Origin of the sequence: Brachybacterium fresconis (assembly GCF_017876515.1) — a bacterium.
In the GTDB taxonomy this organism is placed as follows: Bacteria; Actinomycetota; Actinomycetes; order Actinomycetales; family Dermabacteraceae; genus Brachybacterium; species Brachybacterium fresconis.
Window position 1 is genome coordinate 3,940,817 of the sequence record NZ_JAGIOC010000001.1, and the last position, 25,668, is coordinate 3,966,484.

At 70.6% G+C, this 25,668-nt stretch carries 21 protein-coding genes; 8 read left to right on the forward strand and 13 right to left on the reverse strand.

Annotation, left to right across the window (positions count from 1 at the left end):
• Nucleotides 1–75 precede the first annotated feature (75 nt).
• A complete protein-coding gene (locus JOF44_RS21035) occupies nt 76–2,760 on the forward strand; it encodes a S8 family serine peptidase (RefSeq protein WP_209894489.1) in 2,685 nt (894 codons plus the stop codon).
• Nucleotides 2,761–2,876: 116 nt separating this feature from the next.
• Here JOF44_RS21035 and JOF44_RS17455 read toward each other — a convergent pair whose 3' ends face one another.
• From JOF44_RS17455 to JOF44_RS17495, 9 genes are all read right to left on the reverse strand, one after another.
• A complete protein-coding gene (locus JOF44_RS17455; RefSeq protein WP_209894492.1) occupies nt 2,877–4,040 on the reverse strand; it encodes a sialidase family protein in 1,164 nt (387 codons plus the stop codon).
• Nucleotides 4,037–5,251 (reverse strand): sialidase family protein, encoded by a 1,215-nt coding sequence (locus JOF44_RS17460; protein WP_209894495.1) that lies wholly within the window; start codon nt 5,249–5,251, stop codon nt 4,037–4,039. Before JOF44_RS17460 ends, JOF44_RS17455 begins: the two co-directional genes overlap by 4 nt.
• A 262-nt stretch (nt 5,252–5,513) precedes the next feature.
• The gene (locus tag JOF44_RS17465; RefSeq protein ID WP_209894498.1) at nt 5,514–6,197 is read right to left on the reverse strand and encodes an N-acetylmannosamine-6-phosphate 2-epimerase; all 684 of its coding nucleotides are present in this window, start codon (nt 6,195–6,197) and stop codon (nt 5,514–5,516) included.
• A 37-nt stretch (nt 6,198–6,234) separates the two neighbouring features.
• On the reverse strand, nt 6,235–7,188 hold the full coding sequence (locus JOF44_RS17470; protein ID WP_209894500.1) for an ROK family protein: 954 nt from the start codon (nt 7,186–7,188) through the stop codon (nt 6,235–6,237).
• Nucleotides 7,181–8,116, reverse strand: a complete 936-nt coding sequence (locus JOF44_RS17475; RefSeq protein WP_209894502.1) for a dihydrodipicolinate synthase family protein — start codon at nt 8,114–8,116, stop codon at nt 7,181–7,183. The genes JOF44_RS17470 and JOF44_RS17475 overlap by 8 nt, the downstream gene beginning before the upstream one ends.
• A gap of 103 nt (nt 8,117–8,219) precedes the next feature.
• Nucleotides 8,220–9,050, reverse strand: a complete 831-nt coding sequence (locus JOF44_RS17480; RefSeq protein ID WP_209894506.1) for an ABC transporter ATP-binding protein — start codon at nt 9,048–9,050, stop codon at nt 8,220–8,222.
• Nucleotides 9,047–11,092 (reverse strand): dipeptide/oligopeptide/nickel ABC transporter permease/ATP-binding protein, encoded by a 2,046-nt coding sequence (locus JOF44_RS17485; RefSeq protein WP_209894508.1) that lies wholly within the window; start codon nt 11,090–11,092, stop codon nt 9,047–9,049. The genes JOF44_RS17480 and JOF44_RS17485 overlap by 4 nt, the downstream gene beginning before the upstream one ends.
• A gap of 1 nt (nt 11,093) precedes the next feature.
• Nucleotides 11,094–12,059 (reverse strand): ABC transporter permease, encoded by a 966-nt coding sequence (locus JOF44_RS17490; protein ID WP_209894511.1) that lies wholly within the window; start codon nt 12,057–12,059, stop codon nt 11,094–11,096.
• An 85-nt stretch (nt 12,060–12,144) separates the two neighbouring features.
• The gene (locus tag JOF44_RS17495) at nt 12,145–13,785 is read right to left on the reverse strand and encodes an ABC transporter substrate-binding protein (RefSeq protein WP_342591825.1); all 1,641 of its coding nucleotides are present in this window, start codon (nt 13,783–13,785) and stop codon (nt 12,145–12,147) included.
• Between the two features lie 428 nt (nt 13,786–14,213).
• Between JOF44_RS17495 and JOF44_RS17500 the strand changes: the two genes are divergently transcribed.
• The gene (locus JOF44_RS17500; RefSeq protein ID WP_209894513.1) at nt 14,214–14,936 is read left to right on the forward strand and encodes a FadR/GntR family transcriptional regulator; all 723 of its coding nucleotides are present in this window, start codon (nt 14,214–14,216) and stop codon (nt 14,934–14,936) included.
• Between the two features lie 122 nt (nt 14,937–15,058).
• A complete protein-coding gene (locus JOF44_RS17505; protein WP_209894515.1) occupies nt 15,059–15,601 on the forward strand; it encodes an arsenic metallochaperone ArsD family protein in 543 nt (180 codons plus the stop codon).
• Between the two features lie 25 nt (nt 15,602–15,626).
• Here JOF44_RS17505 and JOF44_RS17510 read toward each other — a convergent pair whose 3' ends face one another.
• A complete protein-coding gene (locus JOF44_RS17510) occupies nt 15,627–16,214 on the reverse strand; it encodes a TetR/AcrR family transcriptional regulator (RefSeq protein WP_209894518.1) in 588 nt (195 codons plus the stop codon).
• Nucleotides 16,215–16,307: 93 nt separating this feature from the next.
• Between JOF44_RS17510 and JOF44_RS17515 the strand changes: the two genes are divergently transcribed.
• The gene (locus JOF44_RS17515) at nt 16,308–17,360 is read left to right on the forward strand and encodes an NAD(P)-dependent alcohol dehydrogenase (RefSeq protein WP_209894521.1); all 1,053 of its coding nucleotides are present in this window, start codon (nt 16,308–16,310) and stop codon (nt 17,358–17,360) included.
• Between the two features lie 3 nt (nt 17,361–17,363).
• Here JOF44_RS17515 and msrA read toward each other — a convergent pair whose 3' ends face one another.
• Nucleotides 17,364–18,059, reverse strand: a complete 696-nt coding sequence (msrA, locus tag JOF44_RS17520) for a peptide-methionine (S)-S-oxide reductase MsrA (RefSeq protein ID WP_209894524.1) — start codon at nt 18,057–18,059, stop codon at nt 17,364–17,366.
• A gap of 224 nt (nt 18,060–18,283) precedes the next feature.
• Here msrA and JOF44_RS17525 point away from each other — a divergent pair, with 224 nt between their 5' ends.
• The 4 genes from JOF44_RS17525 to JOF44_RS17540 all read left to right on the forward strand — a co-directional run bounded on the left by JOF44_RS17525 (nt 18,284) and on the right by JOF44_RS17540 (nt 23,653).
• Nucleotides 18,284–18,985, forward strand: a complete 702-nt coding sequence (locus JOF44_RS17525) for a DUF6318 family protein (RefSeq protein WP_209894527.1) — start codon at nt 18,284–18,286, stop codon at nt 18,983–18,985.
• 412 nt (nt 18,986–19,397) lie between these two features.
• Nucleotides 19,398–20,078, forward strand: a complete 681-nt coding sequence (locus JOF44_RS17530; protein WP_245348998.1) for a PKD domain-containing protein — start codon at nt 19,398–19,400, stop codon at nt 20,076–20,078.
• A 307-nt stretch (nt 20,079–20,385) separates the two neighbouring features.
• On the forward strand, nt 20,386–21,948 hold the full coding sequence (locus JOF44_RS17535; RefSeq protein WP_209894530.1) for an HNH endonuclease signature motif containing protein: 1,563 nt from the start codon (nt 20,386–20,388) through the stop codon (nt 21,946–21,948).
• An 82-nt stretch (nt 21,949–22,030) separates the two neighbouring features.
• A complete protein-coding gene (locus JOF44_RS17540; RefSeq protein ID WP_245348999.1) occupies nt 22,031–23,653 on the forward strand; it encodes a sulfatase family protein in 1,623 nt (540 codons plus the stop codon).
• A 136-nt stretch (nt 23,654–23,789) separates the two neighbouring features.
• Here the strand turns inward: JOF44_RS17540 and JOF44_RS17545 are convergent, their stop codons facing one another.
• Together JOF44_RS17545 and JOF44_RS17550 are read right to left on the reverse strand one after the other, a co-directional pair.
• The gene (locus tag JOF44_RS17545) at nt 23,790–24,341 is read right to left on the reverse strand and encodes a hypothetical protein (protein WP_209894533.1); all 552 of its coding nucleotides are present in this window, start codon (nt 24,339–24,341) and stop codon (nt 23,790–23,792) included.
• On the reverse strand, nt 24,338–25,645 hold the full coding sequence (locus JOF44_RS17550; RefSeq protein ID WP_342591826.1) for a DUF58 domain-containing protein: 1,308 nt from the start codon (nt 25,643–25,645) through the stop codon (nt 24,338–24,340). Before JOF44_RS17550 ends, JOF44_RS17545 begins: the two co-directional genes overlap by 4 nt.
• Nucleotides 25,646–25,668 lie beyond the last annotated feature (23 nt).

Here is a 25,668-nt window from a genome sequence, read left to right on the forward strand (position 1 = left end):
TGCCGGTGTGCACCGGGTTCCCGGGCGCGATGTGGCGCGGCACACCGTCCATCCCATCCCTGGAGGTCTGCAACGATGCCCCTCGTCCGCCCTGTCCTGCCCAGACCCCGCGGAGCGCTCGCGGCCGCTGCCGGCGCGGCGCTCGTCGCCGGGCTCCTCGTGGCCCCGCCCGCGCTCGCCGACGGCGGTGATCCCGAGCTGCTCGGATCCGCCTCCGATCTCGGGGTCGAGGTCCCCACCCCGGACGACGTCCTGGATTCGACCGAGACCGCGATCCCGGGCCGCTGGCTCGTCGAGGTCTCGGGATCCCCGACGCTGAAGGGCGGCAGCTCCTCCGCCAACACGGCGCACCAGGACGAGGTCCGCCAGCGGGCCGAGGACGCCCAGATCTCGATGTCGGTCGAGGAATCCTTCGTCTCCGGCTGGAACGGCATGTCGGTGGAGATGAAGGACGCCGACGTGGCCAAGCTCCGCGACGTCGCGGGCGTCGAGGCGGTCTACCCGGTTCTCGAGGTCCGGGCGCCGGAGCCCTCCGACGCCGCCCCGCAGGACGTGTACGGCAACGCCATGACGGGCGTCGATCAGGTCCAGGAGGTCGACGGCCTCACCGGTGAGGGCGTCACCGTCGCCGTGATCGACTCCGGCATCGACTACAACAACCCAGACCTCGGCGGCTCCGGGGTCGACGACCAGACGGCGGACTTCCCCGGCGAGCGCGTGGTCGGAGGCTACGACTACGTCGGCGACGACTACGACTCCTCCGCCGGGGACGCACCGCAGCCGGATGCGTACCCCGACGACTGCGGGGGCCACGGCACCCACGTCGCCGGCATCATCGGTGCCGACGGCGAGGTGACCGGCGTGGCCCCGGAGGCCGACTTCCTGGCCTACCGCATCTTCGGCTGCGACGGGACGAGCAGCACCGACGTGATCCTCGAGGCGATGGAGCAGGCCGCGGCCGACGGCGCCGACGTGGTGAACATGTCGCTCGGTGCCAGCTTCGTGACCTGGCAGGACTACCCGACGGCGCAGCTGTCCGACGCGCTCACCGCGACCGGTGTCACCGTCGTCATCTCCGCCGGCAACGAGGGTGAGGCCGGCACCTTCTCCAGCGGCGCCCCCGGGGTCGCGGCCGATGCGATCACGGTCGCCTCGGTGGACAACACCCACCGTCGGTCGCCCTACGCCACGGCGGCCGGGGCGGAGCGGGCATACGCCTCGGCAGAAGGCGCCCCGGATGCACCGACCTCCGGCGAGCTCGCGCTCGTGAGCGCCGGCGCGCCCGGCACCGCAGCCGCACAGGCCTGCGATCCCGCCGCCGTCGCCCCGGCCTCCGGCCCCGGTCAGGCCCTGCTGGTCGAACGCGGGGTCTGCGCGTTCTACGACAAGGCCTTCGCCGGGCAGTCCGCGGGCTATGACGCCGTGATCCTGTACAACAACTCGCCCGGCGCCGTGAACCCGACGGTCGCGGGAGACCCCGCGATCACCGTCCCGGTGGTCATGATCGGTCAGGCCGACGGTCTCGCCCTGCAGGACGCGCTCGCCGCCGGCGAGGTCACGTGGGCCTGGCAGGAGGGAGCCACCACGGTGGAGAACGCGACCGGTGGCCTGGTCTCGACCTTCTCCTCCTACGGGCTCACCGCCGAGCTGGCGCTGAAGCCGGACATCGCCGCCCCCGGCGGGTCGATCTGGTCGACGCTCCCGCTCGAGCAGGGCGGGCACGGCTCCATGTCGGGCACCTCGATGGCGGCCCCGCACGTCGCCGGCGCCGCCGCGCTGCTGCTGGAGTCGGACCCGACGCTGGATCCCCAGGGCGTCAAGACCGCGATGATGAACACCGCGGATCCGCTGACCTGGTCGCTGATGCCGGATCAGGGCTACCTCGAGCCGGTCCACCGTCAGGGTGCCGGTCTGCTGGACATGGTCGAGGCCGTGCACACCACGACCACCGTCGAGGAGCCGTCCATCTCCCTCGGCGAGGGCGAGGACGGTCCCCGGACCGTCACGGTGAACGTCACCAACTCCTCCGACCAGGAGAAGACCTATGACGTCGGCATCCGCCACGGCATCGCCACCGGTGCCCCGACCTACGATCCGTCCTTCTACGTGGCCGACGGGATCGCCGAGCCGTCGGCCTCGTCCGTGACGGTTCCGGCGCAGGGCTCCTCCGAGGTCACCGTGACGCTCGGGGAGGACTTCGGCGTGGACGGCCACATCTACGGCGGCTGGGTGACGCTCACCGGCGCCGACGAGGACCTCGTGGTCCCGTACGCGGGCCTGTCGGGCGATTACCAGGCGCTGCCCGTGCTGGATGACCAGGGGATGGGACTGCCCGTCCTCGGCGTGAGCGACGGGGCCGGCGGCGTGCTGCTGGATCCGGACGGCGGGCACACCTACACGATGCAGAACGGTGACGTCCCGTATCTCGCGTACTACTTCCAGTATCCGGTCGAGCGGCTCGAGGTCCGCGCCTACTGGATCAATGGGGGCGGGAAGGCCAAGCTGGTCAATCCCTCGGTCGGGCTGATCGACGCGGCCGATCACCTCGGTCGTTCGGGCGAGCCCGAGGTCTTCGCCTGGGACGGCAGCTACGCGCTGAAGAACCAGAAGTCGAAGACGGTGAAGAACCGGGACTACATCCTTCAGATGCGGGTGCTGAAGCCGCTCGGTGATCCGGACGACCCGGACCACTGGGAGACCTACACCTCCCCGCGGTTCACGATCGACAACCCGGATCCGCCGAAGCCCGGCGCCCGCTGAGCCGGGACCGGGGCCGGCTCAGCACCCGGCCCGCCGGCCGGGTCCGACGACGAGGGCGGCGGCACCCATCCAGGGTGTCGCCGCCCTCGTCCGTCCGGTGGGGACGGTGCGAGCTGCTACATCTCGAGCGGCTGCGCCTCGCTGCTCGCCGCCTCGAGCTGCTCCGCCTCGAGCTGCTCCGCCTCGACCCGGACGAAGCGGATCTCGCGCGACTCGACCTCCCAGAGGACCCCGATCGCCCCGTCGTCCAGCGGCTGCACCACCGAGTAGTCCAGCGGACCCGGCTCGAACACGAGTGCTTCGGTCCAGCTCGCCCCGTCGTCCGCGGACCTGCTGAGGGTCCCTCGGATCCGAGCGAAGCGGTCCCAGGAGCTGCTGAAGAGCAGCATCCGCGAGCGCGGATCCGCGGGATCGGCATCGGGGAAGCGCCGGGCCAGCTGGGCGTTGTTGCCGGGGTCCACGAACTGCTCGTCGATGCCGCGGTCCTCCCAGGTCGCGCCGCCGTCACCGGAGACCGCGACCCGGCGGTGCCCGCCGCGGGCGTGATCGCGGGAGTTCAGCAGCACCTGCCCGTCGGAGAGCTCCACGATCGTGGTCTCGTCCATGTCCTCGCCGACGGCCTCGCCCCGCTGCCACGTCTGCCCGTGATCGTCGGAGAACAGCACATAGGAGCGGACCACCTCGCGGGTCCCGTCGGCCCAGAACCATCCGCAGTAGGGCTGCAGCAGGCGCCCGGCGTGCGGACCGCGGCGCAGCTGGAGCCCGGCCCCCGAGGTGGGGAACGCCGTGCGCATCAGCTCCGGTGGTGCGGCGACGGCGGTGACGGAGCGGTACGACCAGGTCCGGCCCTGGTCGACGCTGGTGGCGACGGCCGAGCCGAGCACGTCGCGGTCGGCGTCGTCGGTCCCGGCCGCCGCGTCCCAGACCCCGCGATCCTTCGCATGGGTGTGGAACACGTGCAGCGCACCGGTCTCGCGGTCCCGGACGAAGCTGGGGTCGCAGTACCAGTGCCGCCCCTCGCGATCCGCTGCGCGCAGCGTCTCGAAAGATCCCCAGGTGCGGCCGCCGTCCAGCGAGCGGCGCTGGACCAGGCCGGTCGGGTCGGGCACGTCCTGCCCGGTGTCGCGCCCGTCGAAGGCGGCCAGGACCTGGCCGTCCCCGAGATGGACCAGGCCCACGATGCGATAGCGCGGCCACGGCCCCTCCCCGGCCCGGGCCAGGACCGTGTGGGGGAGCGGGGCATCCGGGACCGGGGCGGGGCTGTGGCCGAGGGAGATCACCGCGAGAGGATCCAATCCACGTCGAGTCGGGCGAAGGTGATGGTCGAGTCCGCAGCTTCGTACAGCAGAGCGTATTCATCGCGTCCGATCGCGATGATCACGGAGTACTGGCAGACGCCGGGATCGAAGACGCGCTTGCGCTCCCAGGTGGCGCCGTCATCGGTCGAGATCTCGATCGTGCCGTTCACGCGGTCGTCGGGCTCGTGGTCCGCGTGGGAGAACAGCAGGACGCGGGCCTTCGCGGAGCCCTGCGGCGCATCCGGGTAGGCCCGAGTGATCTGCGCGTTGTTGCCCGGATCCCGCAGGGACGGGTCGCGGTGCAGGTCCTGCCAGGTCTCGCCGCCGTCGTGGCTGAGCGCCACCCACCGGTGCCCGGTGCGCACATGCTCGCGGGAGTTCATCATCAGCGTGCCGTCGGAGAGCTCGACGACCTTGTTCTCGTCCATCTCGGTGCCGACCGGGGTGCCCATGGTCCAGCTCTGCCCGTGGTCGTCGGAGTAGACGGAGTAGGCCTGGACGATCTCGCCGTCGCCGTCGCCGCGGAAGAACCCCGCGTACTGCTGGATCAGGCGGCCCGCGTGCTTTCCGAAGCGCAGCTGGATGCCGGCGCCGGAGGAGGCGAAGGTGGCACGGCAGTCCGCCGGCTTGACGATCTCGGTGACCGAGCGGTGCTCCCAGGTCTCGCCCGAGTCGCGGCTGACGGAGAGGTTGGCGCTGAGCACGTCGCGGTCCTCGTCGTCGTTGCCGTACTGCCCGTTCCACACCCCGGTGTCCTTCGAGAACACGCAGAAGCAGTAGATCAGACCGGCCTCCCGGTCGACCACATAGGACGGGTCGGAGTAGCCGAGCTTCTCGCCGGGCACGTCGGACTCGAAGCCCTGACGCACCACCGTCGGCTCGCCCCAGGTGTGCCCGCCGTCTCGGGAGCGGCGCTGCCACACGGAGTTCGGCGCCGGCGCGTCCCCGAAGCCGGGACGCTTGTCGAAGGCGGCCAGCAGGTCACCGTTGGGGGCGACGGCCAGGGCGGGGATGCGGAAGTTGTCCACGCCCTGGTAACCGGACCAGGCCAGCGCCTGGTCCTCGTAGGTGCCGTGGCGGCGGCCGTTCTCCTTCGGCGGGGGCAGCGCCCCGGCGGCAGCGGTGCCGGCCCCGAGCGCGGTCACGGCGGCGGCCGTTCCGAGCAGGCCACGTCGGGTCAGGTGGTCATCCATCAGGTACTCCTTCATCGGGATGGGGGTCTTCTGACAGCTCGCCCCGTCAGGGGGCGAGAGTGGGTGGCTGCGAACTTTCGTCGCTCAGCGTGACCTCAACGCCTCTATGCGGTTGAGGTCACGCAAGGCGACGAAAGTTTGCAGGTCGGGGGCAGGACAGGTCGGGGGCAGGGCAGGTCGGGGGCGGGACAGGTTGAAGGCAGGAACTGGTCCGGGGGTGATGCGTGCCGGGGCGGGGCCGGGCGCTGTCCTTCGGGACGGGTCAGCTGCTGGTGACGGCATCGTGGAACCAGGTGGTGAGGGTGGTGGGGTGGGTGATGGCGGTGCCGACGACGACGGCGTGGGCGCCGGCGGTGCGGCAGGCGGCGGCTTGGGCGGGGGTGTGGACGCGGCCCTCGGCGATCAGCACGGAGCTGCTGGGGAGCTGGTCGGCGAGACGGCGCAGCAGGTCGAGGTCGGGGCCGGTGGTCGTGGGTCGGGCTCGGGTGTAGCCGGCGAGGGTGGTGCCGATGAGGTCGATGCCGAGGTCGGCGGCGGCGAGGGCGGAGTCGACGGAGTCGCAGTCGGCCATGAGGGGGCCGTCGAAGCGTTCGCGCACTGCGGTGATGGTTTGTTCGAGCGTGCGGCCGTCGGGGCGGTCGCGCCGGGTGCCGTCCAGGGCGAGGATGTCGGCGCCGGCGTCGATCACGGCGAGGCAGTGCTCCAGGGTGGGGGTGATGAACACGCCCTCGGCGCCGTCCTTCCAGATTCCGATGACGGGCTCGTCGACGGCGTCCTGGACGGCGCGGATGTCCTGCAGGCCCTGGGCGCGGACGGCGGATGCGCCGCCGGCGCTGACGGCGGCGGCGACCTGGGCCATGGTGCGCGGATCGCGCATCGGCTCCCCGGGGTAGGCCTGGCAGGAGACGATCAACGAGCCCTCGAGCGGAGCGATCAGGGGGTGCATACGGGACCTTTCACCGGGAGAACGGGGGACGGAGGGATCAGGAGGCGCGCAGCGCGTCCTCGGCGCGGGCGGCGGCGCCCAGCAGCGCGGCATGGTTCCCGGCGCGGGCGGCGAGCACCGGGGTGTCGGCCACGACGTCCATAGCATCGTGCGCGATCCCCTCGGACACGGCGTCGCGCCAGAGGCTCTCGGCCTCGCTCACCCCACCGGTCAGCGCCACCACCTCCGCATCCAGCACGTTCAGCAGGCCGCCGATCGTCCGGCCGGTCGCGACGGCGGCGATCCGGTACGCCTCGCACGCCGTCCGGTCACCACCCCGGGCGGCCCGGGCGAGGGCGTGGCCGTCGGCCGGTGCGGGATCGGCGCCCAGCCGCCGGGCCAGCCGCACGATCCCCGGGCCGGAGGCGAGGCCCTCGAGGTGGCCGGTGCGACCGCAGGGGCAGGGCACGCCCTCGGCCTCGGGCACCGCCAGATGGCCGATGTGCCCGGCGGCGCCGCGGGAGCCCAGCACGGGGGAGCCGTCCAGGACCTGGCAGCCGCCGATCCCGGTGCCGACGGCGACCAGCAGCAGGGAGGCGCGCCCGCGACCGACCCCGAAGCGGGCCTCGCCGAGTCCGTGGGCGTGCACATCGTTCAGCACGCTGACCGGGACCGCGAAGCGCTCGAGGACGACCGGTGCGATCGCGGTCCCGGCCCAGCCGGTCAGCGCATCGGTGGCATGGGTGACCGCGCCGCGGGCGGTGTCGATCACGCCGGCCGAGGAGATCCCCACCGCCCGGATCGCGGCGCCGCCGCGCACCTGCTCGGCCAGCTCGAGCGCGGCGTCGAGGATCGCCGCAGCGCCCTCCGTCGCGGGGGTGGCCACGGTGGCGACGCGCTCGACCCGTGGGGCCGAGGAGACACGCGCCCCGCCATCGCCCCCCGCCCCGGTGACCAGGGCGGCACGGATCTTGGTGCCCCCGAGGTCGAGGGCGAGGACCGGATCAGACACTCGCGCCCTCCCGCAGCCCGGTCTCGGTGAGGATCGCCCGGATCCGCTCGACGGCCTCGCCCTCGATCGGCGTCATCGGGGAGGTCATGACGTTGGACGAGAACACCCCGAGCTCGCGCAGCGCGGTCTTGAAGGCGCCCACGCCGGCGGCCGGGCCGACCTTGCCGACGGGCTGGAAGACGATCTCGAACAGGGCGACCAGGCGGTCCTGCTCGCGGCGCACCTGCTCCCAGTCGCCCGCGCGGGCGGCGCGGTGCATCCGCACGTAGCCAGCCGGATCGACGTTCCCGAGCCCCGGCACGGAGCCGTCGGCCCCCGAGAGATAGGCGCCGTCGACGACGACCTCGTGGCCGGTCATCAGGGTCAGCGGGGAGCCGGCGGCCCGGTTCGCGGCCGACAGACGACGGAAGGAGACGTCGTCGCCGCTGGAGTCCTTGACCCCGGCGATCACGCCGTCCTGCCCCAGCCGCAGCAGCTGGGCGGGGGCGAGCTTGGTGTGCACGCAGACAGGAAGGTCATAGGCCCAGACCGGTGCGTCGGCGGCGGCCGCGACCGCGCGGAAATGGGTGTCGATCTCCTCGGGTCCGGTGATCGCGTAGAACGGGGCGGTGACGACGTATCCGGCGAGGTCGAAGCGCTCCGCGGCCCGGAGGTGCTGGATCACGCGATGGGTCTGCATGTCGATGGCGCCGGCGATGACCGGCACCTGCCCGGCGACGAGGCCGGTGACGGCCTCGAGCACCCGGGCGCGCATCGCGTCGTCGAAGAACGCCACCTCGCCGCTGGAGCCGAGGGCGAAGATTCCGTCGACCCCGGCGTCCAGGAGTCGGGAGACCAGTCGCTCGAGCGAGGGGAGGTCGAGGTCGCCGTCCGCGGTCAGCGGGGTCAGCAGGGGCGGGACGACGCCGGAGAGGGTCGAGGTGGTCATGGCAGGGGTGCTCCTTCGAAGAACGGGGGTGGAGTCGGAGTGGCCGAAGGCCGTGCGGTACGGGTGGATCGGATGGACCGGGAGGACGGGCCCGACGGGCTCGTCAGAGCAACGACGGTGCAGCGGCGAGCAGGGTGCAGGTGTACTCGTCCTGCGCATCGGTGAAGATCCGCCGGGCGGCGTCGTGCTCGACGACCCTCCCGTGGTTCATCACGATGATCGAGTCCGAGACGAAGCGGACCGTGCTGATGTCGTGGGAGATGAACACCAGGCCCAGGCCGAGCTCGCGCTTGAGGTCCATCAGCAGGTTCAGCACCTGGGCGCGCACCGACACGTCGAGGGCGCTGGTGGGCTCGTCGGCGACGATGATCTGCGGATCCAGGGCCAGGGCCCGGGCGATCGCGACGCGCTGGCGCTGACCGCCGGAGATCTGGCGGGGCATCACCTCGATGGCCGACTGGGGCAGGCCCACCAGGTGCAGCAGCTCCTGGACGCGGGCCAGCCGCTGCGGCTCGGTGCCGATGCCGTGCACGCGCAGCGGATCCATCAGCGTCTCCCGCACCGGCAGGCGCGGGTTCAAGGCGGTCGACGGGTCCTGGAACACCACCGAGACGGTGCGGCCCAGCTCCTTGCGCCGAGCCCGCCCACGCTGCATCGGCTCCCCGTTGAACAGGACGTTCCCGCTGGTGACGGGCTGCAGCCCGGTCATCACCCGGGCCAGGGTCGATTTGCCCGAGCCGGACTCGCCGACGATGCCGAGCACCTCGCCGCGGCGGACGGACACGCTCACGCCGTCGACCGCCCGGATGGTGTCCGGGTGGAAGAGGCCGCCGGTGCGCAGCTTGTGCACCACGTGCACGTCCTGCAGCTCGATGGTGGGCGGGTTCCCGCCGGTGCGTTCGGAGACGGACTGCGGTGCGGAAGGGGTGGTCATCGCGGGTCTCCTTCGAGGGGCGCGAGCGGAGCAGGGACGGCCCCGGTGCTGGCCACGCGGTGACCGGAGGCACCGATCCCCAGCAGCTGCGGGCGCGTGGTGGGATCGGCCGACGGATCCAGCGAGCGCGGCGCGAAGCGGTCGCCGTCGGCGAAGTCGCGGGGGGAGGGGACGGTGCCGGAGACCTGGTGGAGCCGGTCGGCTCCGGCCTCGATCGACAGCACCGAGCCCAGCAGGCCGCGGGTGTACTCGTGGCGCGGATCGATGAGCATCTCGTGGGTGGTGCCCTGCTCCATCACCTGCCCCGCGTACATGACCGTCACCCGGTGGGCGAGCTGGGCGACCAGGGCGAGGTCATGGCTGACGAACACCATCGCGAAGCCGAGCTCCTCGCGCAGGGAGTTCAGCAGGTCCACGACCTGCTTCTGCACGGTCACGTCCAGCGCGGTGGTCGGCTCGTCGGCGATCACCAGCTTCGGATCACGGGTCAGCGCCATCGCGATCAGCACGCGCTGGCGCTGGCCTCCGGAGAGCTCGTGCGGGTAGGCGGACAGGGTGCGCTTCGGCTCCAGTCCCACCAGCTCCAGCAGCTCCGAGGCCGAGCGGGTCCCGCCGCGGCGGGTCAGCTGCGCCATCTGCGAGCGGATCAGCATCGAGGGGTTCAGCGAGCTCAGCGCGTCCTGGTAGATCATCGCGATCTCGTGTCCGCGCAGGGCGTTGAGCTGCTTCGAGGGAAGCGTCAGCAGATCGACGCCGTCGAGCTCGACCGAGCCGCTGACCTGTGCGGTGGTCGGCAGCAGCCCCATCACGGCCAGCGACGCCACGGACTTGCCGGAGCCGGATTCGCCGACCAGCCCCATGGTCTCGCCGGGGCGGACCTCGAAGGAGATGCCGTCGAGGATGTCGATGTCACCGTGCGCCTCCGGGAAGGCGACGCGCAGGTCCTCGACCTGCAGCAGGGGAGGCTGCGAGTCGTCGACCGCCGGACGCTCCGGACGCGACAGCTCCGCCCGACGCAGCGCGGCGAGGGAGTCGACCAGCAATCGGTGCGAGGCCTCCTCGTCTCTCGCGCCGAGCCCTCCGGCGGGTTTCTCGTCCGATCGCTCGACGGACTCCTCGGCGGAGCGTTCGGCAGATTGCTCCTCGGCGCGCTCGTCGGCCTCGACGTCGACCTTCGTGCGGATCCGCGGGCTCGCCATGGCATCGGTGAGCCCTTCGGAGAGGATGTTCAGCGAGAGCACGGTCAGCAGGATCGCCAGGCCGGGGAAGAACGTCGGCCACCAGTAGCCGGACAGCAGCAGCTGCTTGCCCTCGGCGAGGATGTTGCCCCAGGAGGGGTCCGGCGGCGGCACGCCCGCGTTGATGAAGGACAGCGAGGCCTCGAGCACGATCGCGTCGGCGACCAGCACGGTCGCGAAGACCATGATCGGCGCGATGCAGTTGCGAGCCACGTGCTTGACCAGGATCCACGGGGTCGAGGCGCCCATCACCTGCGAGGCCGCCACGTAGTCCTCGCCGAACTGCGCCAGGACGTTGCCGCGGATCACCCGGGCCAGCTGGGGGACGTAGATGAAGCCGATCGCGAAGATCAGCACCGGCAGCGAGGTGCCGAAGACCGCCACGAACACGGCGGCCAGGGCGATGCCGGGGAAGGACATGACCACATCGAGCGTGCGCATCAGGATCTCGGAGGGGATCTTCGACGCCGTGGCGGCGAAGGAGCCCAGCACCATCGCGGCCACCAGGGCAGCGGCGGTCGCGAGCAGGCCGATCAGCAGGGAGGCGCGGGCGCCGTGCACGACGCGGGAGAAGATGTCGCGGCCGATGGCGTCCGTGCCCATCCAGTGCTCCCCGCTCGGCGGCAGCACGGGGGTTCCGGTCGCCAGCGGATCGTACGGGGCGGCCACCGGAGCGGCGATCGCCACCAGGACCAGCAGCATCAGGAAGGTGACGGCGATACGGCTGGGCCAGGGCAGGGCGGTGAGGGGTGCCAGCGGCCGGCCGCTGACGGCCTGGAGGCGGGATCCGAGCTTCGGTCGCATGTCAGATGCTCCTGATGCGGGGGTTGATGAGGACGTACAGCAGATCCACGAAGATGTTCACGACGATGAAGGCGATCGCGACGACGAGGGTCACGCCCTGGACGAGGAACACGTCGTTGCGGGTGACGCCGTCGAGGATGAGCTGCCCCATGGCCTGGATGTTGAAGATGATCTCGATGACCACGGCACCGCCCATCAGGTAGCCCACCCGCAGGCCGAGCACGGTCACCGGGGTGATCAGGGCGTTGCGCAGCACGTTGCGGCTGATCACCACCGGGTACGGGACGCCGGCGCCGATGGCGGTGCGCACGTAGTCGCGGTCCAGCTCCTCGACCATGGCCGTGCGGACCACGCGGATCAGCGAGCCCGCCACCGGGACGCCGAGGGCCAGCGCCGGCAGCGCGATGCTGCGCACGTAGGCGGCGGGGTCCTCGGTCAACGGGACCCACCGCGAGACCAGGGCGGGGAAGATCCCCCAGCCGCCGGGCACCTCGCCGAGCCACTGGATCATGAGGATCGCCAGCCAGAACGAGGGGGTCGCCAGCGAGGCGATGGAGAACACGCGGATGATCTGGTCGACCCAGCCGTCGCGGAACAGGGCGGCCAGCACGCCGAGCACCGCGGAGATCACGATGGCGATCAGCAGCCCCAGGAAGGTCAGCTGCAGCGTGATCGGGAAGGCCTGGGCGACGACCTCGGTGACGGGGACATTGCCGCTGGTCGTGCCGAGATCGCCCCGGAACCAGCCGGCGACGAAGGAGAAGTATCGCTGCAGCAGGGGGTCGTTGAGGCCGTTGGCCTCGCGATAGATGTCCAGCGCCTTCGGGGAGGCCGACGGGCCGAGCGCGCGTCGGGCGGGATCCGAGGGCGAGAAGGACATGATGACGAACACCAGCAGCGCGGCGCCGAGGATCATGATCGGCAGCGCGACCAGGCGCCGTCCGATCAGGCGGACGAGTTGGGACACGGGAGGTCCTCCGGTGGGGTGGCGGGTCTGCAGGAGGTCGGCGGGTGCCGGGGCCGACGGCGGGTCGGCCCCGGCACGGGACGGTTCAGGCCGAGGCCGTGGTCGCGACGTCCACGAAGCTCAGTCCCGTCAGGGAGATCGGCTGGAAGTCGACCAGGGTGCTGCCGTCCCAGGCGGTGGGCGACTTGCGGTGGAACAGCGGGTACAGCGGCACCTCGTCCGAGAGCAGGTCGAACAGCTGGCTCCAGACCTTCTCCTGCTCGGCGGCGTCGGCCGTCTCCAGGCCCTTCGTCAGCAGCTCCTGGACCTCGTCGTAGGCGCCCTCGCCCTTCCAGTGCATGCGGGTGTCGGTCCAGATGTCGTTGCCGTACCACCAGCGCATGAGCAGGTCGGGGTCGTTGCCGAAGACGGAGGGGTCGCCGGGGGCGATCACCACGTCGTACGCATCGGGGTCGGAGTCGATCGTGTTGTACACGTCGGCGGACTGCTTCTGCTCGAAGGCGACGTCGATGCCCAGGGCGGTCAGCGACTCCTGGATGATCGGGGTGACCTGCTGGACCCAGCCGTGGTCGGTGACCAGCATCCGGAAGGAGGCCAGCCCGGTCTCGGCGAACAGGGCCTTGGCCTTCTCCGCATCGAGCGAGTAGACCGTCGAGGCCTCCTTGTAGTTCGGGTGCTCGGGCTGGACGAAGCAGCTCGCCGCCGTCGCCTGACCGCTCAGACCGGTCTCGATGACCTTGTCCATGTCGATCGCGTAGAGGAACGCCTGGCGGTTCTTCAGATCGTTGAAGGGATTGTCCGGCGCATTGTTGAACATCGCGAACAGCAGCCCGAAGCCGCCGACGGACTCGACGTCGCTGGTGGCCTTGAGTCCGTCGATCGACAGGTAGGGCACCGAGTCGATGGCCTGGACGGTCTGCGACTGCAGCGCGTTGGTGCGGGTGGCCGCATCGGGGATGATCTGCCAGCTCATGGTGCCGGCCTTCGCGGGCATGGGGCCGGTGTAGTCGTCGAACCGCTCGAACTCGACGATCTTGGAGGCGGCGCCGCTGTCGGTCATCGTCCAGGGGCCGGTGCCGATCGGATTCGAGTCGAAGGCCTTCGGATCTGCCTCGACCGCGGCCTGCGGCACGATCTTCACCGTGGAGAGCCGCTCGGCGAACACGCCGGTGGGGCTGGTCAGGCTGAAGGTGACGGTGGTGTCGTCCTTCTTCTCGACCCCCTCGATGAAGGAGATGAACTGGGCGTACAGCGAGGCGTTGTCCGGGTTCAGCACGCGCTCGAACGAGAAGACCACGTCGTCGGTGGTCACCGGGGAGCCGTCGTGGAAGACCGCGCCGTCGCGCAGCGTCACGTCGACGCTGGTGCCGTCGGCGCTGGGGATCTCGGTCGCCAGCGCCGCGTACACCTCGCGGGTGACGGGATGCAGCTCGGTCAGGCCCTCGAGCGTGTGCCAGTTGACCGCGACCGTCAGGGCGGCCGACGTCGTCATCGGATCGAAGCCGTTGGTCCCCAGCTCGTAGCTGATGGCGGCGGTGAGGTGACCGTCCGGGTCCGCTTCGCCGGCGGGAGCGCCACCGGAGTCGGATCCGCCTCCGCTGCCGGAGCCGGTGTCCTTCGGAGCGCAGGCGCCGATGCCTGCGACGATCCCGGCGGCACCGGCGAGGACGGCGGAGCCGCGGAGGAATCCGCGTCGGCCCATGGGGCCGGTGGAGTTCGTGTTCACCGTGGTGACATCCCTTCATTGGGTTGGTCCCGACGCCCCGGGGCGTCGGGGTCGTGGAAAAACCCCGTCGTCGGGATCTGTCCTGACCCCGTCGTCGGATTCCGGGATGGACCCGTCGTCGGGTCCCGTGGTGGAGCCCGTCGTCGGGACCCGTCCGGATCCCCTCCGCGAGAGACGACGGTTCGCCTCTCCGCGAAGATCAGACGTATGATGTCTGATGACCAGAGAGAGTACATCACCACGACAGTGATCGCCACCACGGGGCGGGCGTTGCGACCAGCGGGTGGTCGTCCGGGCCGACGAGCGATCCGCACGGGGCCGAGACGGCCCCGGTGCGGTCGATACGGACCGGGACGACGCGGGACGAGGCAGAACAGGCACGATGGAGTGATGCACCGCACACGGCTGTGCATCGGGGAGGAGACGACATGGTTCGCACGAAGGGGGCCGGCGGCAGCGCCGTCGAGCGCATCCAGGAGCTCATCCTGGCCGAGGGGCTGGTCCCGGGGGATCCGATGCCCACCGAGACCGCGCTGTGCGAGCGCTTGGAGATCTCCCGCTCCTCCGTGCGCGAGGCCATGCGCACGCTCGCCTCGCTGGACATCGTCGAGGTGCGCCACGGGCACGGGACCTTCGTGGGCCAGCTCTCGCTCGCTCCGCTGGTCAACGGCCTGCTGTTCCGCGCCCGGCTCGACGACGGCAATGACCTGCGGGCCCTGCGGGAAGTGGTGGAGCTGCGCATCGCGATCGATCTGTCCGTCGCCGATCAGCTCGTCGACATCTACCGCGGCACCGTCAATCCCGAGCTCGAGTCGCTCGTGGAGGAGATGCGGACGCTGGCTGGCCGGGGCGAGCCGTTCCCGCAGGCCGACGCGGCCTTCCATAGCACCCTCTTCGCGGACCTGGCCAACGGCCTCATGCGCCAGCTCGCCCAGGCCTTCTGGGAGATCCACACGACGGCGGTGCCGATGTTGGGGCTGGCCCCGGCGGAGGACATCCTGGACACGGTCGAGGCCCACCGCGCCATGCTCGTCGCCCTCGAGGCGGGGGACGCCGACGCCTACCGTGCGGCGGTCCACGAGCACTACCGCCCGCTGGGGCGCACCCTCGATGCGGCCGCGGAGACCGGACGGACCGCCGCGCTCCGGTGACCCGAGGGCTGCCGCGCTCCGGTGACCCGAGGGCTGCCGCGATCCGGTGACCCGAGGGCTGCCGTGGTCCGGCGACCCGAGGGCTGCCGTGGTCCGGCGACCTGAGGGCTACCGTGGGGTCCATGACCTCTGTGGATGAACCCGCGCAGCTGGCGGCCCTGGACATCTTCCTGCCCTCCCCGCCGCCGGATCCCGAGCAGCAGGAGGCCTTCCTGGACGAGGCCGCCGCGCTCGCTCTCGACGGCCACCCGATCACCGTCTACTTCCAGGACGAGGACGCCTGGGCCTTCGAGGAGTGCGAACCGGTGCGGGAGATGCTGGAGGCCGTGGGGGACGCGGTGCTGCCGGTGACGGTGCTGGGGCTGGACATCGTGGTCAGCTGGGCCTATCCGAGCACGGATCAGATGACGCGCTTCGCCCAGGTCGGCGGTGCGTCGGAGGCACCGCGGTCGGCAGCGGCCTCCGCGTGCGGTCCCGGCGGTGCCGGCGCGCCGATGCCCCGCGAGGCAGGCGGCTTCGCCGCCCAGCTGATGGGCGCCGCCCCTGCTCCGGCCCGCCCGGCCGGAGGACCGGAGATCGAGGGTCGACGCAACCTCATGGGCGGTGACCACGGGGACGGTCTGCCCGATCGGGCGTCCCCGGCCCCTGGAGCCGTGGCCGACTGACCTCGCCGGAGGCTCGGGGCGGGCGTCAGTCGGTCATCACCGCGCGTCGGACGCTCTCGCGCAGCAGATCGCGGCGGGCCCGGTGGACGTGCTCGGGCTCGTCCGACGTGGCGGCGTAGACGTTGCTGACCGGCGACCAGGCCATGGACATCCCGATGACCAGTGCCATGATGTCGAACGGCTCGCCGTCCCGCACGGTTCCGGCTGCTTGGGCGTCGGCGATGAAGCGCAGCTTGCGATCGTCCCGGCGGTCTCCCTCCTGGACGAGATGCCCGGTGGGCCTCCGCTCGAGGCGGGTCCATGTGGCGAGCCGAATGAGCGCGGGCTGTCGGAGGTACTCGTCGTAGAGGCGGACCGCCCAGTCCGGAAGGTCCGAGGAGTCGATCGGGACGACTTCGACGATCCTCTCCAAGGAGGCTTCGAAGATCGCGTCGAACAAGCCGTCCTTGCTTCCGAAGTAGTCGTAGAGCTGGGCCTTGTTGGTGCGGGCTGCCGCGACGATGCGCTCCACCCGTGCCCCGGCGATGCCGTGCACGGCGAACTCCTCCGTCGCCGCGTCGATGATCCGTGCCCGGGTCGCGGCCCCACGTGCTGTCAGCTCCTTGTCGGTCATCACCCCACATTACTGAACAGAACGGTTGGTTTGCTTCGGTCGCACGGAGGGTGCACACTGGACAGACCGAACAGTCTGTTTGAAGGAGATCTGATGCGAAGCACTCGAGGATGGGCCGCGGATGGATCCGGGGTGCTCCGAAGGACCCTGCTGGAGCGGCGCGACCTGCGTCCGGACGACATCGCCGTGCGGATCGACTACTGCGGCGTCTGCCACAGCGACCTGCACGCGCTGCGCGAGCACGGTGGCGAATCCACGCCACTCCTGGTGCCGGGCCATGAGTTCACCGGTGTCGTCACGGAGGTGGGGCGGGAGGCGGAGCGCTTCGCCGTCGGCGATGCCGTCGCGGTCGGAAACATCGTCGATGCGTGCCTCCGCTGCGACATGTGCGAGGCGGGGCAGGAGAACTTCTGCCGCGAGTTCCCGACGCTGACCTACGGGGGCGCGGACCGGCGGGACGGCACGGTGACCCTCGGGGCCTTCGCCCGCGAGTACGTCCTGCGAGAGGACTTCGCCCATCGCCTGCCCGAGGGGCTCGACCCCGCTGCTGCGGCCCCGCTGCTGTGCGCCGGCATCACCGTCTGGGAGCCGCTGCGAGCGCTCGGCGTCGGACCCGGAACGCGCGTCGCGGTCGTGGGTCTGGGCGGGCTCGGGCATCTCGCGGTCAAGCTGGCGGTGGCGCTCGGTGCCCGGACCACGGTCGTCAGCCGTTCTGCGGACAAGGCCGCGGATGTGCGTCGGCTCGGGGCCGATGAGCTCCTCGTCTCCGGCGACAGCGGCACCATGGGTGCGGCGCGGGGACGGTTCGATGTCGTGCTGGACACGGTCGCGATCGCCCATGATCTCGGGCCGTATCTCGATCTGCTCGCGCTCGACGGCACCTTGGCGCAGCTCGGCCACCTCGGAACCGTCTCCATCGAGACGACGGATCTGCTGATCGGCCGCAAGAGGCTCACATCGGCCGGGAGCGGAGGGATGCCGCAGACGGCACAGCTGCTCGAGTTCTGCGCGGAGCACGACGTGGTCGCCGACATCGAGATCCTCCCGTCGTCACGGGTCGAAGAGTCTCTCGAACGGCTCGCTCGAGGCGACGTGCGCTACCGCTTCGTCCTCGACCTGTCCGATCTCGACGTCGCCACGCCGTGAGGTTCAGCCCAGGGAGCAGGCCACGCCGTTGAAACCGTGGTTGCAGTACCCGCCGGGGTTCACGTGCAGGTACTGCTGGTGGACGGGCTCGCCCGTGTAGTAGACGCCGTCCCCGGCCTCGGCCAAGGGCTTCAGCTCCGTGGTGATGCGGCCGCGGCCGGCCTCGTCGAGGGCGTCCTGGTAGCGCGCGACGGAATCGCGGACCACCTCGCCCTGGCTCTCGGACGTCCAGTACACGGCGCTGCGGTACTCGGTGCCGACGTCGTTGCCCTGGCGGTTCGCGGTGGTCGGGTCGTGCTGCTGCCAGAACTGCGTGAGCAGGGCCCGCAGGGTCTCCTCGCCGCCGGAGTAGATGACGCGGACGGCCTCGGTATGGCCGGTCTTCGCCGAGAAGACCTCTTCATACGTGGGGTGGGGCGTGTAGCCGCCGGCGTAGCCCGAGGACGTGGTGTGCACACCGGGGATCTGCCAGGCGATGCGCTCGATGCCCCAGAAGCAGCCGCCCGCCAGGATGATCTCGTCGGTGCCCTCCGGCCACGGACGCGGATCGGTGGGGGAGTCCGGGCCGAGCATGTCGGTGCCCAGCACGAGGTGCTCGCGCTCGAGAGCGTAGGGATAGCGGTCCCGGCCCGGAAGGGCGTCCTCCGGCGCGACCATGTCCTTCTTGTGCGCGTACAGGAGGTCCATCATCTGCCACATGAAGCTCACGGTAGCCCTGCCCGGTCGTGCTGGGGAGGGCACAGGGAGGCTTCTCACGGGCGTCGCGCGAACGGGAACAAAGACGTCCGGGCGAGCAGCGGATCCAGCGATGGTCGCGAACTCCCCACGAGGGCAGTTGTCCACAGTCCCGCCGAACCGGTGGTGGGGAGTTTCCGTGCCCGGTAAGGTCACGGTGATCTGACACACAGCTGGAAGGTTCCCGCATGTCCCGACGACTCCTGGCCGCCGTGGCCACTGCCGCCCTTGCCGTCGGGCTCGCAGCCTGCGGAGACCGTGGTGACGGCCCCGTGACCGAGCCGCCGCCCGAGATCAACGCCGGCAGTGATGACGGCGGCGCCGGCGATGACGGTGGTGCCAGCGACGGGGGCGGTGCCGGCGACGCCGGTGGCGCCGATGCTGGGAGCGACGACGGGACCGCAGTCAGTGACGCCGGCGGCGAGGACGACGGCTCGACGCAGGCCGCTCCGGACATCCCGCCGCCGGATCCTGCCGACTTCCCGGGCATGGACGAGAACACGCCGGAAGGGGCGGAGCAGGCTGTTCGTTTCTACTTCGCAAACGTGTACTGGGGGTACCAGACGGGGGATTCCTCGCGGGCAGGTGAGCTCTATTCTGAAGGCTGCGAAGCGTGCGAAAAGTTCGAGACGCAGATCGATGGATTTGAGGACGGGTTGACCTGGGGTCCTGTGGAGATTTCGGACTTCGGGATTACTCATTACGAGTCCGAAAACTTTGATTATGAAATCGGATACATATTCACTGTCGGCAAGCATGAGGCTCCTGGCGACTCGAAAGAAGTCCTCCATGCGGAGGCCACTGACTACACGGCTATTGCGGGGGTCACCTGGGTTGACGGGAGTTGGGTGATCGGCGGCATGTCGTTTGGGGAGGCAGGGAGTGAGTGATAGGTGTTTGTTCCGTAAGCTTCGAGGGGTCTACTCCTGGCTATTACTGGGCATTTCATTCCTGATGGTTGTGACTGTTGCTCCGATAGCGAATGCGGAAACGGTGAATATTCAGCCCTTCCCGGCTTTGGGGGGCGCGGATAATGGATCGGGTGGAGATGGAGGTGTTTCATCTATTATTGATGACGGCGCGCTAGGCGTTGGGCGCTCGCTGGCTGAGAGTGATTTGAGATACGGGCAAGCTGGAAGTGGTGGCGAGCCTTCAAGTTCGTCGAATGGTGTAACGCCGGACGTTTATGTCACCTCTCGTGCGCTCGGCACCAACAGCAAATACACCTGCGAGGACCTTCCGGATGACGGTGACGCGTCAGTTGGCACGGTCTGCAATCTCGCCAATATGGGGTGCGGGCTCATGGATACCGTCGCCGCTGACGGTGAGGGATACCTGACTTCAGAGCGGGTCAGGGTGGACACGCAGGCCGATTCTGAGGAGCTGCTCGGGTTCGACTGCACAGCCCGCGGCGGCGGTGGGGCACCAGCTGAAGGGTCGTCGGAGCCCGTCGTCATCACTATCACGCGGAGCGACTTCGAGTCGATGGAAGTCGAGCCACTTGTCGCGAGTGCAGGTCCGGAAGATGGCTGGTTGCCGGTCAACATGGTCAACGTGCTCTACGCGGAGTCCCAGTCGCAGACTCTGGCGACCGAGGTCCTCGGCGTGCCGGTGTCCGTGCGTGCGGTCCCGGTGTCCTACCACTGGGATCTCGGCGACGGGAACACGATCACGACGACGGATGCGGGGGAGCCGTATCCGTCGGAGGCCGTCTCGGGAACCTACCGGTACGAGGGGTGGTACGACGTCACGTTGACGACGACGTTCAGCGGTCAGTTCTCCGTGGCCGGCGGCCCGTGGCAGGACATCGACGGCACGATCGAGGTCGCGTCGGACCCGATTCCGGTCTACTCGAAGTCGCTGGAATCCCGACTGGTCGACGGTGATGTGCCGGTGGACGAGAACGAGGACCCGTGGGTTCCGGAGCGCACGGCGGAGACAGAGGGCCCGCAGGACCCTGAGGCGACACATCGCGAGACCTGAGCAGCGTTGCGGGCTGCGCGTCTCATGAGCGCCCATCGTCGACGCGGCGATGGGCGCTCTGCGTTGTCTGCCCGTGGCCGCGCGACGATCGAGATCGGCGCTTTGCGTGCCATCGCGGTTGCGCCCCTTCGACCGAGGTTCCGACGGCGCGGACATCGATTCGTCTTTCCTCCACACAGCACCCTTGTCCACATCTGGGCATCGAACATTGCCGAGCTCCTGCCTGCGGGCGACGCTGGAAGCGCAGGAACGAACAAGGGTTCGACGGGACGGGGCGATAGCTCCGAGAACGGGAGAGGAGGCGACCATGGCAACCTCAGTGCAGGAGTGGAACGCGTCCCTGGCTGCGCTCCTCGAGCGGGCTCCCCGAGCCGACGACCTGAAGAGGGTCTCCGATCCGGATCTGATCGACACCATCAGCTCGCTCGAACGGGCGAAGGGCACGATCAGCGCAGCCCAGGCCCATGCCGAGATCGCGTTCCGGGACTCGCAGGTCGATCTGCAGCGACGCCAGGACGTCCCCCGTGCACTACGCGGTCGTGGGGTTGCCGACCAGATAGCGATGGCTCGTCGCATCACCCCCACGCAGGCCTCCGGTCAGGTGGCTCTGCATCGCGTTCTGATCGAGACTCTGCCGCGCACCACGAGTCTGCTCGAGCGCGGCGAGATCAGCGAATGGGCCGCACAGGAGGTCGCCAAGAACGTGTTCGTGCTCGACGATGACAAGCGGGCACAGATCGATGCCGAGCTGGAGCCTCGACTGCCGACGCTCACCGCGACGCGCACCGGGAACGTCACTCGTGCCCGCGCTCAGGAGCTTGACCCCGCGGCGGCCGTGGCTCGGGCGAAGAGGGCCGTGGCCGATCGGAGGACGTCGCTCCGGCCCGCTCCCGATGGCATGTCGATCCTCCGCTCTGTGCTGCCGACGAAGGACGGCGTCGCCGCATACAAGACGCTCACCCAGGTGGCGAAATCCGCGAAGAGCTCGGGCGATGAGCGGAGCAAGGGGCAGATCATGGCCGATACGCTCGTCGAGCGCGTCACCGGTGCGAAGACCGTCGATGAGATTCCGGTCGAGGTCAACCTGCTGATGACGGATACGACGCTGCTGAACGACGACGACCGGGCGGCGTGGATGGACGGGCACCCGATCCCGGGCCGCCTCGCCCGAGACATCGCCTTGGGTGTCGCCTCGAGCCCCGCAGGCATTCGCAGGTCGCCGGACCCGGATGAGACCGAGTTGAGCGGGGTCGACGACGGTCAGGCCGGAGCAGCCCCGGAGCACGCCGTGCAGGACGAGCTTGCGCACGGACCGGACGCGACGGAGGATCCGGAACGAGCCCCATGCGAACCAGAGCGACGGGCCGGGCCGACCGGGCCCTCGCCGAACGACCTGACGAACGCCGCCCGCTGGATCCGACGCCTGTACACCGATCCCCGCACCGGGGAGCTGGTCGCCGCCGATCCGCGCAGGAGGCTGTTCCGCGGGGAGGTCCGCCGCTTCATCCTGCAGCGGGACCAGCGCTGCCGCACGCCCTGGTGCGATGCGGCCATCCACGACATCGATCACGCGACCCGTTACGCAGACGGCGGCGCAACGACCGCCGACAACGGCATCGGGCACTGCCAGCGCTTCAACCTGGTCAAGGAGATCCCCGGCTGGACGACCACCCAGCAGCCCGGGGCCGACGGCGAACCGAGCACCTTGACGATCACCACGCCGACGGGACACCGATACACCTCGTCCGCCCCCGCGCTTCAGCCGCCCGTCGACTCCGCACCGGCCGACGGGCCGCCCGCCGACCCGCTGCCGACGGTCCCGCCGCCCGATGATGGGGACCCTGGCGACGCGTACCCCCGTGCGGGGTGACGCGACGGGCACCGGCGGCACGCCCGCTGCACGGAGCGCGTCGGCGAGGGGATGCTTCCGAGACCGGTGACAGAATGGACCGATGGAGCCGATGAAGACCCCGCACCCCAGCAGCGTCGCCGACACGACCGCCGACAGGAACGCCCCGGCTGCCGCCGAGGGCGCCACCCCGCAGACCGCCCCCAGCCCGGGCGCGACCTCGGGCGTCGACGGTCATGACGGAGCCCGGCCCAACATCGTCTTCATCCTCACCGACGACCATGCCGCTCACGCCATCAGCGCCTACTCCGGCCGGGTCAACTCCACCCCGAACCTCGACCGGATCGCCGCGCAGGGCGCACGGCTCGACTCGCTGTACTGCACCAACTCGATCTGCACCCCGAGCCGTGCCACCATCCTCTCGGGCACCTACTCGCACATCAACGGCGCCGCCACGATCTACTCCGGCTTCGACTACCGGGTGCGCACGTTCCCGCAGGTCCTGCACGAATGCGGGTACCGTACCGCCCTGTTCGGCAAGTGGCACCTCGGCCATGAGGCGCACAACGACCCGCAGGGGTTCGACGAGTGGCGCATCTACCGCGGTCAGGGCGAGTACAACGATCCGGTCATGTACGGCATCGACGCCGCGGGGGAGCGCGTGGACGAGGTGGTCCCCGGCTATGCCACCGACACCGTCACCGACCTGGCGCTCGACTGGCTCGATCGCACCCAGGACGAGAACCCCGACGCCCCCTTCTGCCTTCTGCTGCACCACAAGGCCCCGCATCGCAACTGGATCCCCCACCCCCGCCACGCGGACCTCTACCCGCTGGACTCGATCCCCGAGCCGGACACCCTGTTCGATGACCACTCGGGCATGAGCCGCGCCGTCCGCGACGTGCGCATGAGCATCGCCGACGACCTCACGGAGAACGACCTCAAGCAGCCGATGCCGCCCGAGCTCGAGGGCGAGGAGCACCGGGAGGCTCGCACCCGTCGCAACTACCAGCTGTACATGCGCGACTATCTCCAGACGATCCAGGCGATCGACGACTCCACCGGCAGAGTGCTCGCCGACCTCGAATCCCGCGGACTCGCGGAGAACACGATCGTGGTCTACACCTCCGACCAGGGGTTCTTCCTCGGCGACCACGGCTGGTTCGACAAACGGCTGATGTTCGACCAGTCCCTGCAGATGCCGATGATGGTGCGGTGGCCGGCGCAGATCGCCGCCGGATCGGTGGTCGAGGAGCTCGCCACCAACGTCGACCTCGCCGCCACGCTGCTCGACGCCTGCGGCCTCGACCCCGACGAGTCGCTCCCGGACCAGCAGGGTCGCAGCCTGCTCCCGCTGCTGGACGGCACCGCCGACGATGCCACGCGCGGGGCCTGGCCGGACGCCATGTACTACCGCTACTGGGAGCACGAGGATCCCTCCCACCGCGCCCCCGCTCATTACGGCATCCGCACCAGCACTCACAAGCTGATCCACTACTACGGCGACGGGATGGGGGCACCCGGCTCCTCCGACGCGATCCGCGAGCCCGAGTGGGAGATGTACGACGTGGTCGCCGACCCTGCCGAGCTCACCAACATCGCGGACGATCCCGAGCATGCCGTGATCCGCGCCGATCTCGAGAAGCGCCTGGCCCAGCTGCAGGCCGAGGTGGGGGACCGGCCCTATGAAGGGCCGCAGACGCCGCGCCCGCAGTGGGGTCGGTGAACCGGGGTCGCGCCGTCGGCCTCGGCCCGCACCCGCCTCGGTCCACGTCGGCCCCGGCCCGAGCCGGCCTCGGCTCACGCCGGCCCCGGCCCGCGCCCGCCGCAGCCAGCCCCGGTCTCCGTGGCCCCTGCTGACCTCACCGAGCCCGGGGCAGCACCGTGCAGAACAGCGCGAGCACGGCGAGGACCCCCACGATCAGCATCCACGGCCCCAGGTGGATCCCCGAGAGCACCACGACGAGAAGTCCGGCCACCACGCTCACGGCGAGCACCATCAGCAGGCCTCGGCCGCTGAGCAGCCACGCCGAGCGATCGAACACCCCGTGGACCGGGATCGTCGCGGCCAGCGCGAAGGCTGCGTGGGAGACCAGCAGCGCGAGCCCCACCATCGCTGCCCGCAGCACCGTCAGATCCCCCTGACCGGCCAGGACCAGGATGATCACCGCCGGTGCCAGCAGCCCGACGTCGCTGTCCGGGCGGAACATCTGCACGGACAGCGAGATCGCGACGGCCAGCAGCACGAACACGGCCCCGACGTTCTCGGCCAGACCGCCCGGCATCGCGACGGACAGGGCCAGGAGCATCCCGGCCACGCCCAGCAGGCGCAGCACCCACTGCGTGCCGCTGACCTTCTGCAGCTCCAGCAACCGCCCTGCGATCGGATCGACCAGACCTCCCAGACGCATCACGACCTCCTCATCCGCGGCGCTGACCGCGCCGCCGACAGCGACAGCAGCACCGGGGCCAGCGAGGACGGGCCCTCCCAGGCCGTCACCGGGACCCCGGACTCGCGCAGCTCCCGCACGGTCCTCTCGCGCAGCAGGCGGCGCAGCGCCCACGCCTCCGGCCAGAACCGGTCCGAGACCTTGCCGTCCAGGCGCAGCGGCTTGCCCTTCAGCACGGACACGTCGCCGATGCTCGGCGGGAGCGTGTCCACGACGATGACGTCCGCCCCGTGCGCCACGAGGACCCCGATCTGCGCGATGGCCTCGGCGTGCAGCAGCGGGGAGCAGACCACCGTCAGGGTGCCGGGCCGCACCGTGCGCAGCCGACGGGCGGGGCGGGCGCGACCGTCCTCGCGGGTCGCCCGGGCGAGGGCGTCGGTGAGCACGCGCAGCTGCCGCGGTCCGGTGCCCGGCCGGATCGGACCGATCAGGTGCCCGATGTCGAACACCGAGACCCGATCGCCGGCGGTGAGGTAGTGCCTGGCCACCGCGGAGGTCGCCCGGATCGTCATGTCGAGGCTGGTGGGGGCGCTCTCGCCGCTCCAGGGGGCCGCGGCGACGTCCGCGATGGTATCGGTGACGAGCAGGACGTCGGTGTCCTGCTCGGTGAAGGTCGCGTTGGTGTGCAGCGTGCCGGTGCGGTTGGAGACGCGCCAGTTGATGCGGTGGAGCCGGTCACCGGGGCGGAACGCCCGCACCTCCGACAGGGCGGTGCCGTCGCCGCGCCGCCGGGACAGATGCATCCCGCTGATCCCGATCGGCGTCGGGACCTCCACGGGCGCTTCGAGCACCGTCGAGTGCGGGATCACCTGCACATCCAGCCGCGGCAGCCGCTGTTGGGCGCGGAATGCGCCGAAGGCATCGCTGACCAGCACGTGCACCGGCCCCACACGGATCCGACCCCACCGCTGAGCACTGACGCGCAGCCGGAGCGACCCGTCGCCGGCCGCGGAGCCGTGCCGGGGTGAGAAGCGGGAGTGGGGCGGCAGCGGGATCGTGGCCGCGGTCAGCACGCCCGGAGCGGTCCGGACCGAGACGGCTGCTGTACCGCCCTCCTCGATGGAACGGCGATTGGGTGTCACGGTGGCCGCCACCGTGCCGTGCTCCTCCCCGCGCGCGACCCGACGGGCGACGGCGACCAGCGTCCACACCAGCAGCGGCAGGCCGGCGAGGATGATCACCGGCCGTCCCACCAGAACCGCCAGTGCCAGGCAGGCGCACCCGATCACCGCAGCACGCACCAGCGCGGCGGTCGGCCTGGTCGGCACCCGAGGCGGTCCGGTCGGCCGAC

Bases quoted from the DNA above. Each gene is read 5' to 3' on its own strand.
- JOF44_RS21035 (WP_209894489.1), top strand. From the start codon at position 76: ATGCCCCTCGTCCGCCCTGTCCTGCCCAGACCCCGCGGAGCGCTCGCG.
- JOF44_RS17460 (WP_209894495.1), bottom strand. From the start codon at position 5,251: ATGGATGACCACCTGACCCGACGTGGCCTGCTCGGAACGGCCGCCGCC.
- JOF44_RS17465 (WP_209894498.1), bottom strand. From the start codon at position 6,197: ATGCACCCCCTGATCGCTCCGCTCGAGGGCTCGTTGATCGTCTCCTGC.
- JOF44_RS17475 (WP_209894502.1), bottom strand. From the start codon at position 8,116: ATGACCACCTCGACCCTCTCCGGCGTCGTCCCGCCCCTGCTGACCCCG.
- JOF44_RS17480 (WP_209894506.1), bottom strand. From the start codon at position 9,050: ATGACCACCCCTTCCGCACCGCAGTCCGTCTCCGAACGCACCGGCGGG.
- JOF44_RS17485 (WP_209894508.1), bottom strand. From the start codon at position 11,092: ATGCGACCGAAGCTCGGATCCCGCCTCCAGGCCGTCAGCGGCCGGCCG.
- JOF44_RS17500 (WP_209894513.1), top strand. From the start codon at position 14,214: ATGGTTCGCACGAAGGGGGCCGGCGGCAGCGCCGTCGAGCGCATCCAG.
- JOF44_RS17505 (WP_209894515.1), top strand. From the start codon at position 15,059: ATGACCTCTGTGGATGAACCCGCGCAGCTGGCGGCCCTGGACATCTTC.
- JOF44_RS17510 (WP_209894518.1), bottom strand. From the start codon at position 16,214: ATGACCGACAAGGAGCTGACAGCACGTGGGGCCGCGACCCGGGCACGG.
- JOF44_RS17515 (WP_209894521.1), top strand. From the start codon at position 16,308: ATGCGAAGCACTCGAGGATGGGCCGCGGATGGATCCGGGGTGCTCCGA.
- msrA (WP_209894524.1), bottom strand. From the start codon at position 18,059: ATGTGGCAGATGATGGACCTCCTGTACGCGCACAAGAAGGACATGGTC.
- JOF44_RS17525 (WP_209894527.1), top strand. From the start codon at position 18,284: ATGTCCCGACGACTCCTGGCCGCCGTGGCCACTGCCGCCCTTGCCGTC.
- JOF44_RS17530 (WP_245348998.1), top strand. From the start codon at position 19,398: ATGGATACCGTCGCCGCTGACGGTGAGGGATACCTGACTTCAGAGCGG.
- JOF44_RS17535 (WP_209894530.1), top strand. From the start codon at position 20,386: ATGGCAACCTCAGTGCAGGAGTGGAACGCGTCCCTGGCTGCGCTCCTC.
- JOF44_RS17540 (WP_245348999.1), top strand. From the start codon at position 22,031: ATGGAGCCGATGAAGACCCCGCACCCCAGCAGCGTCGCCGACACGACC.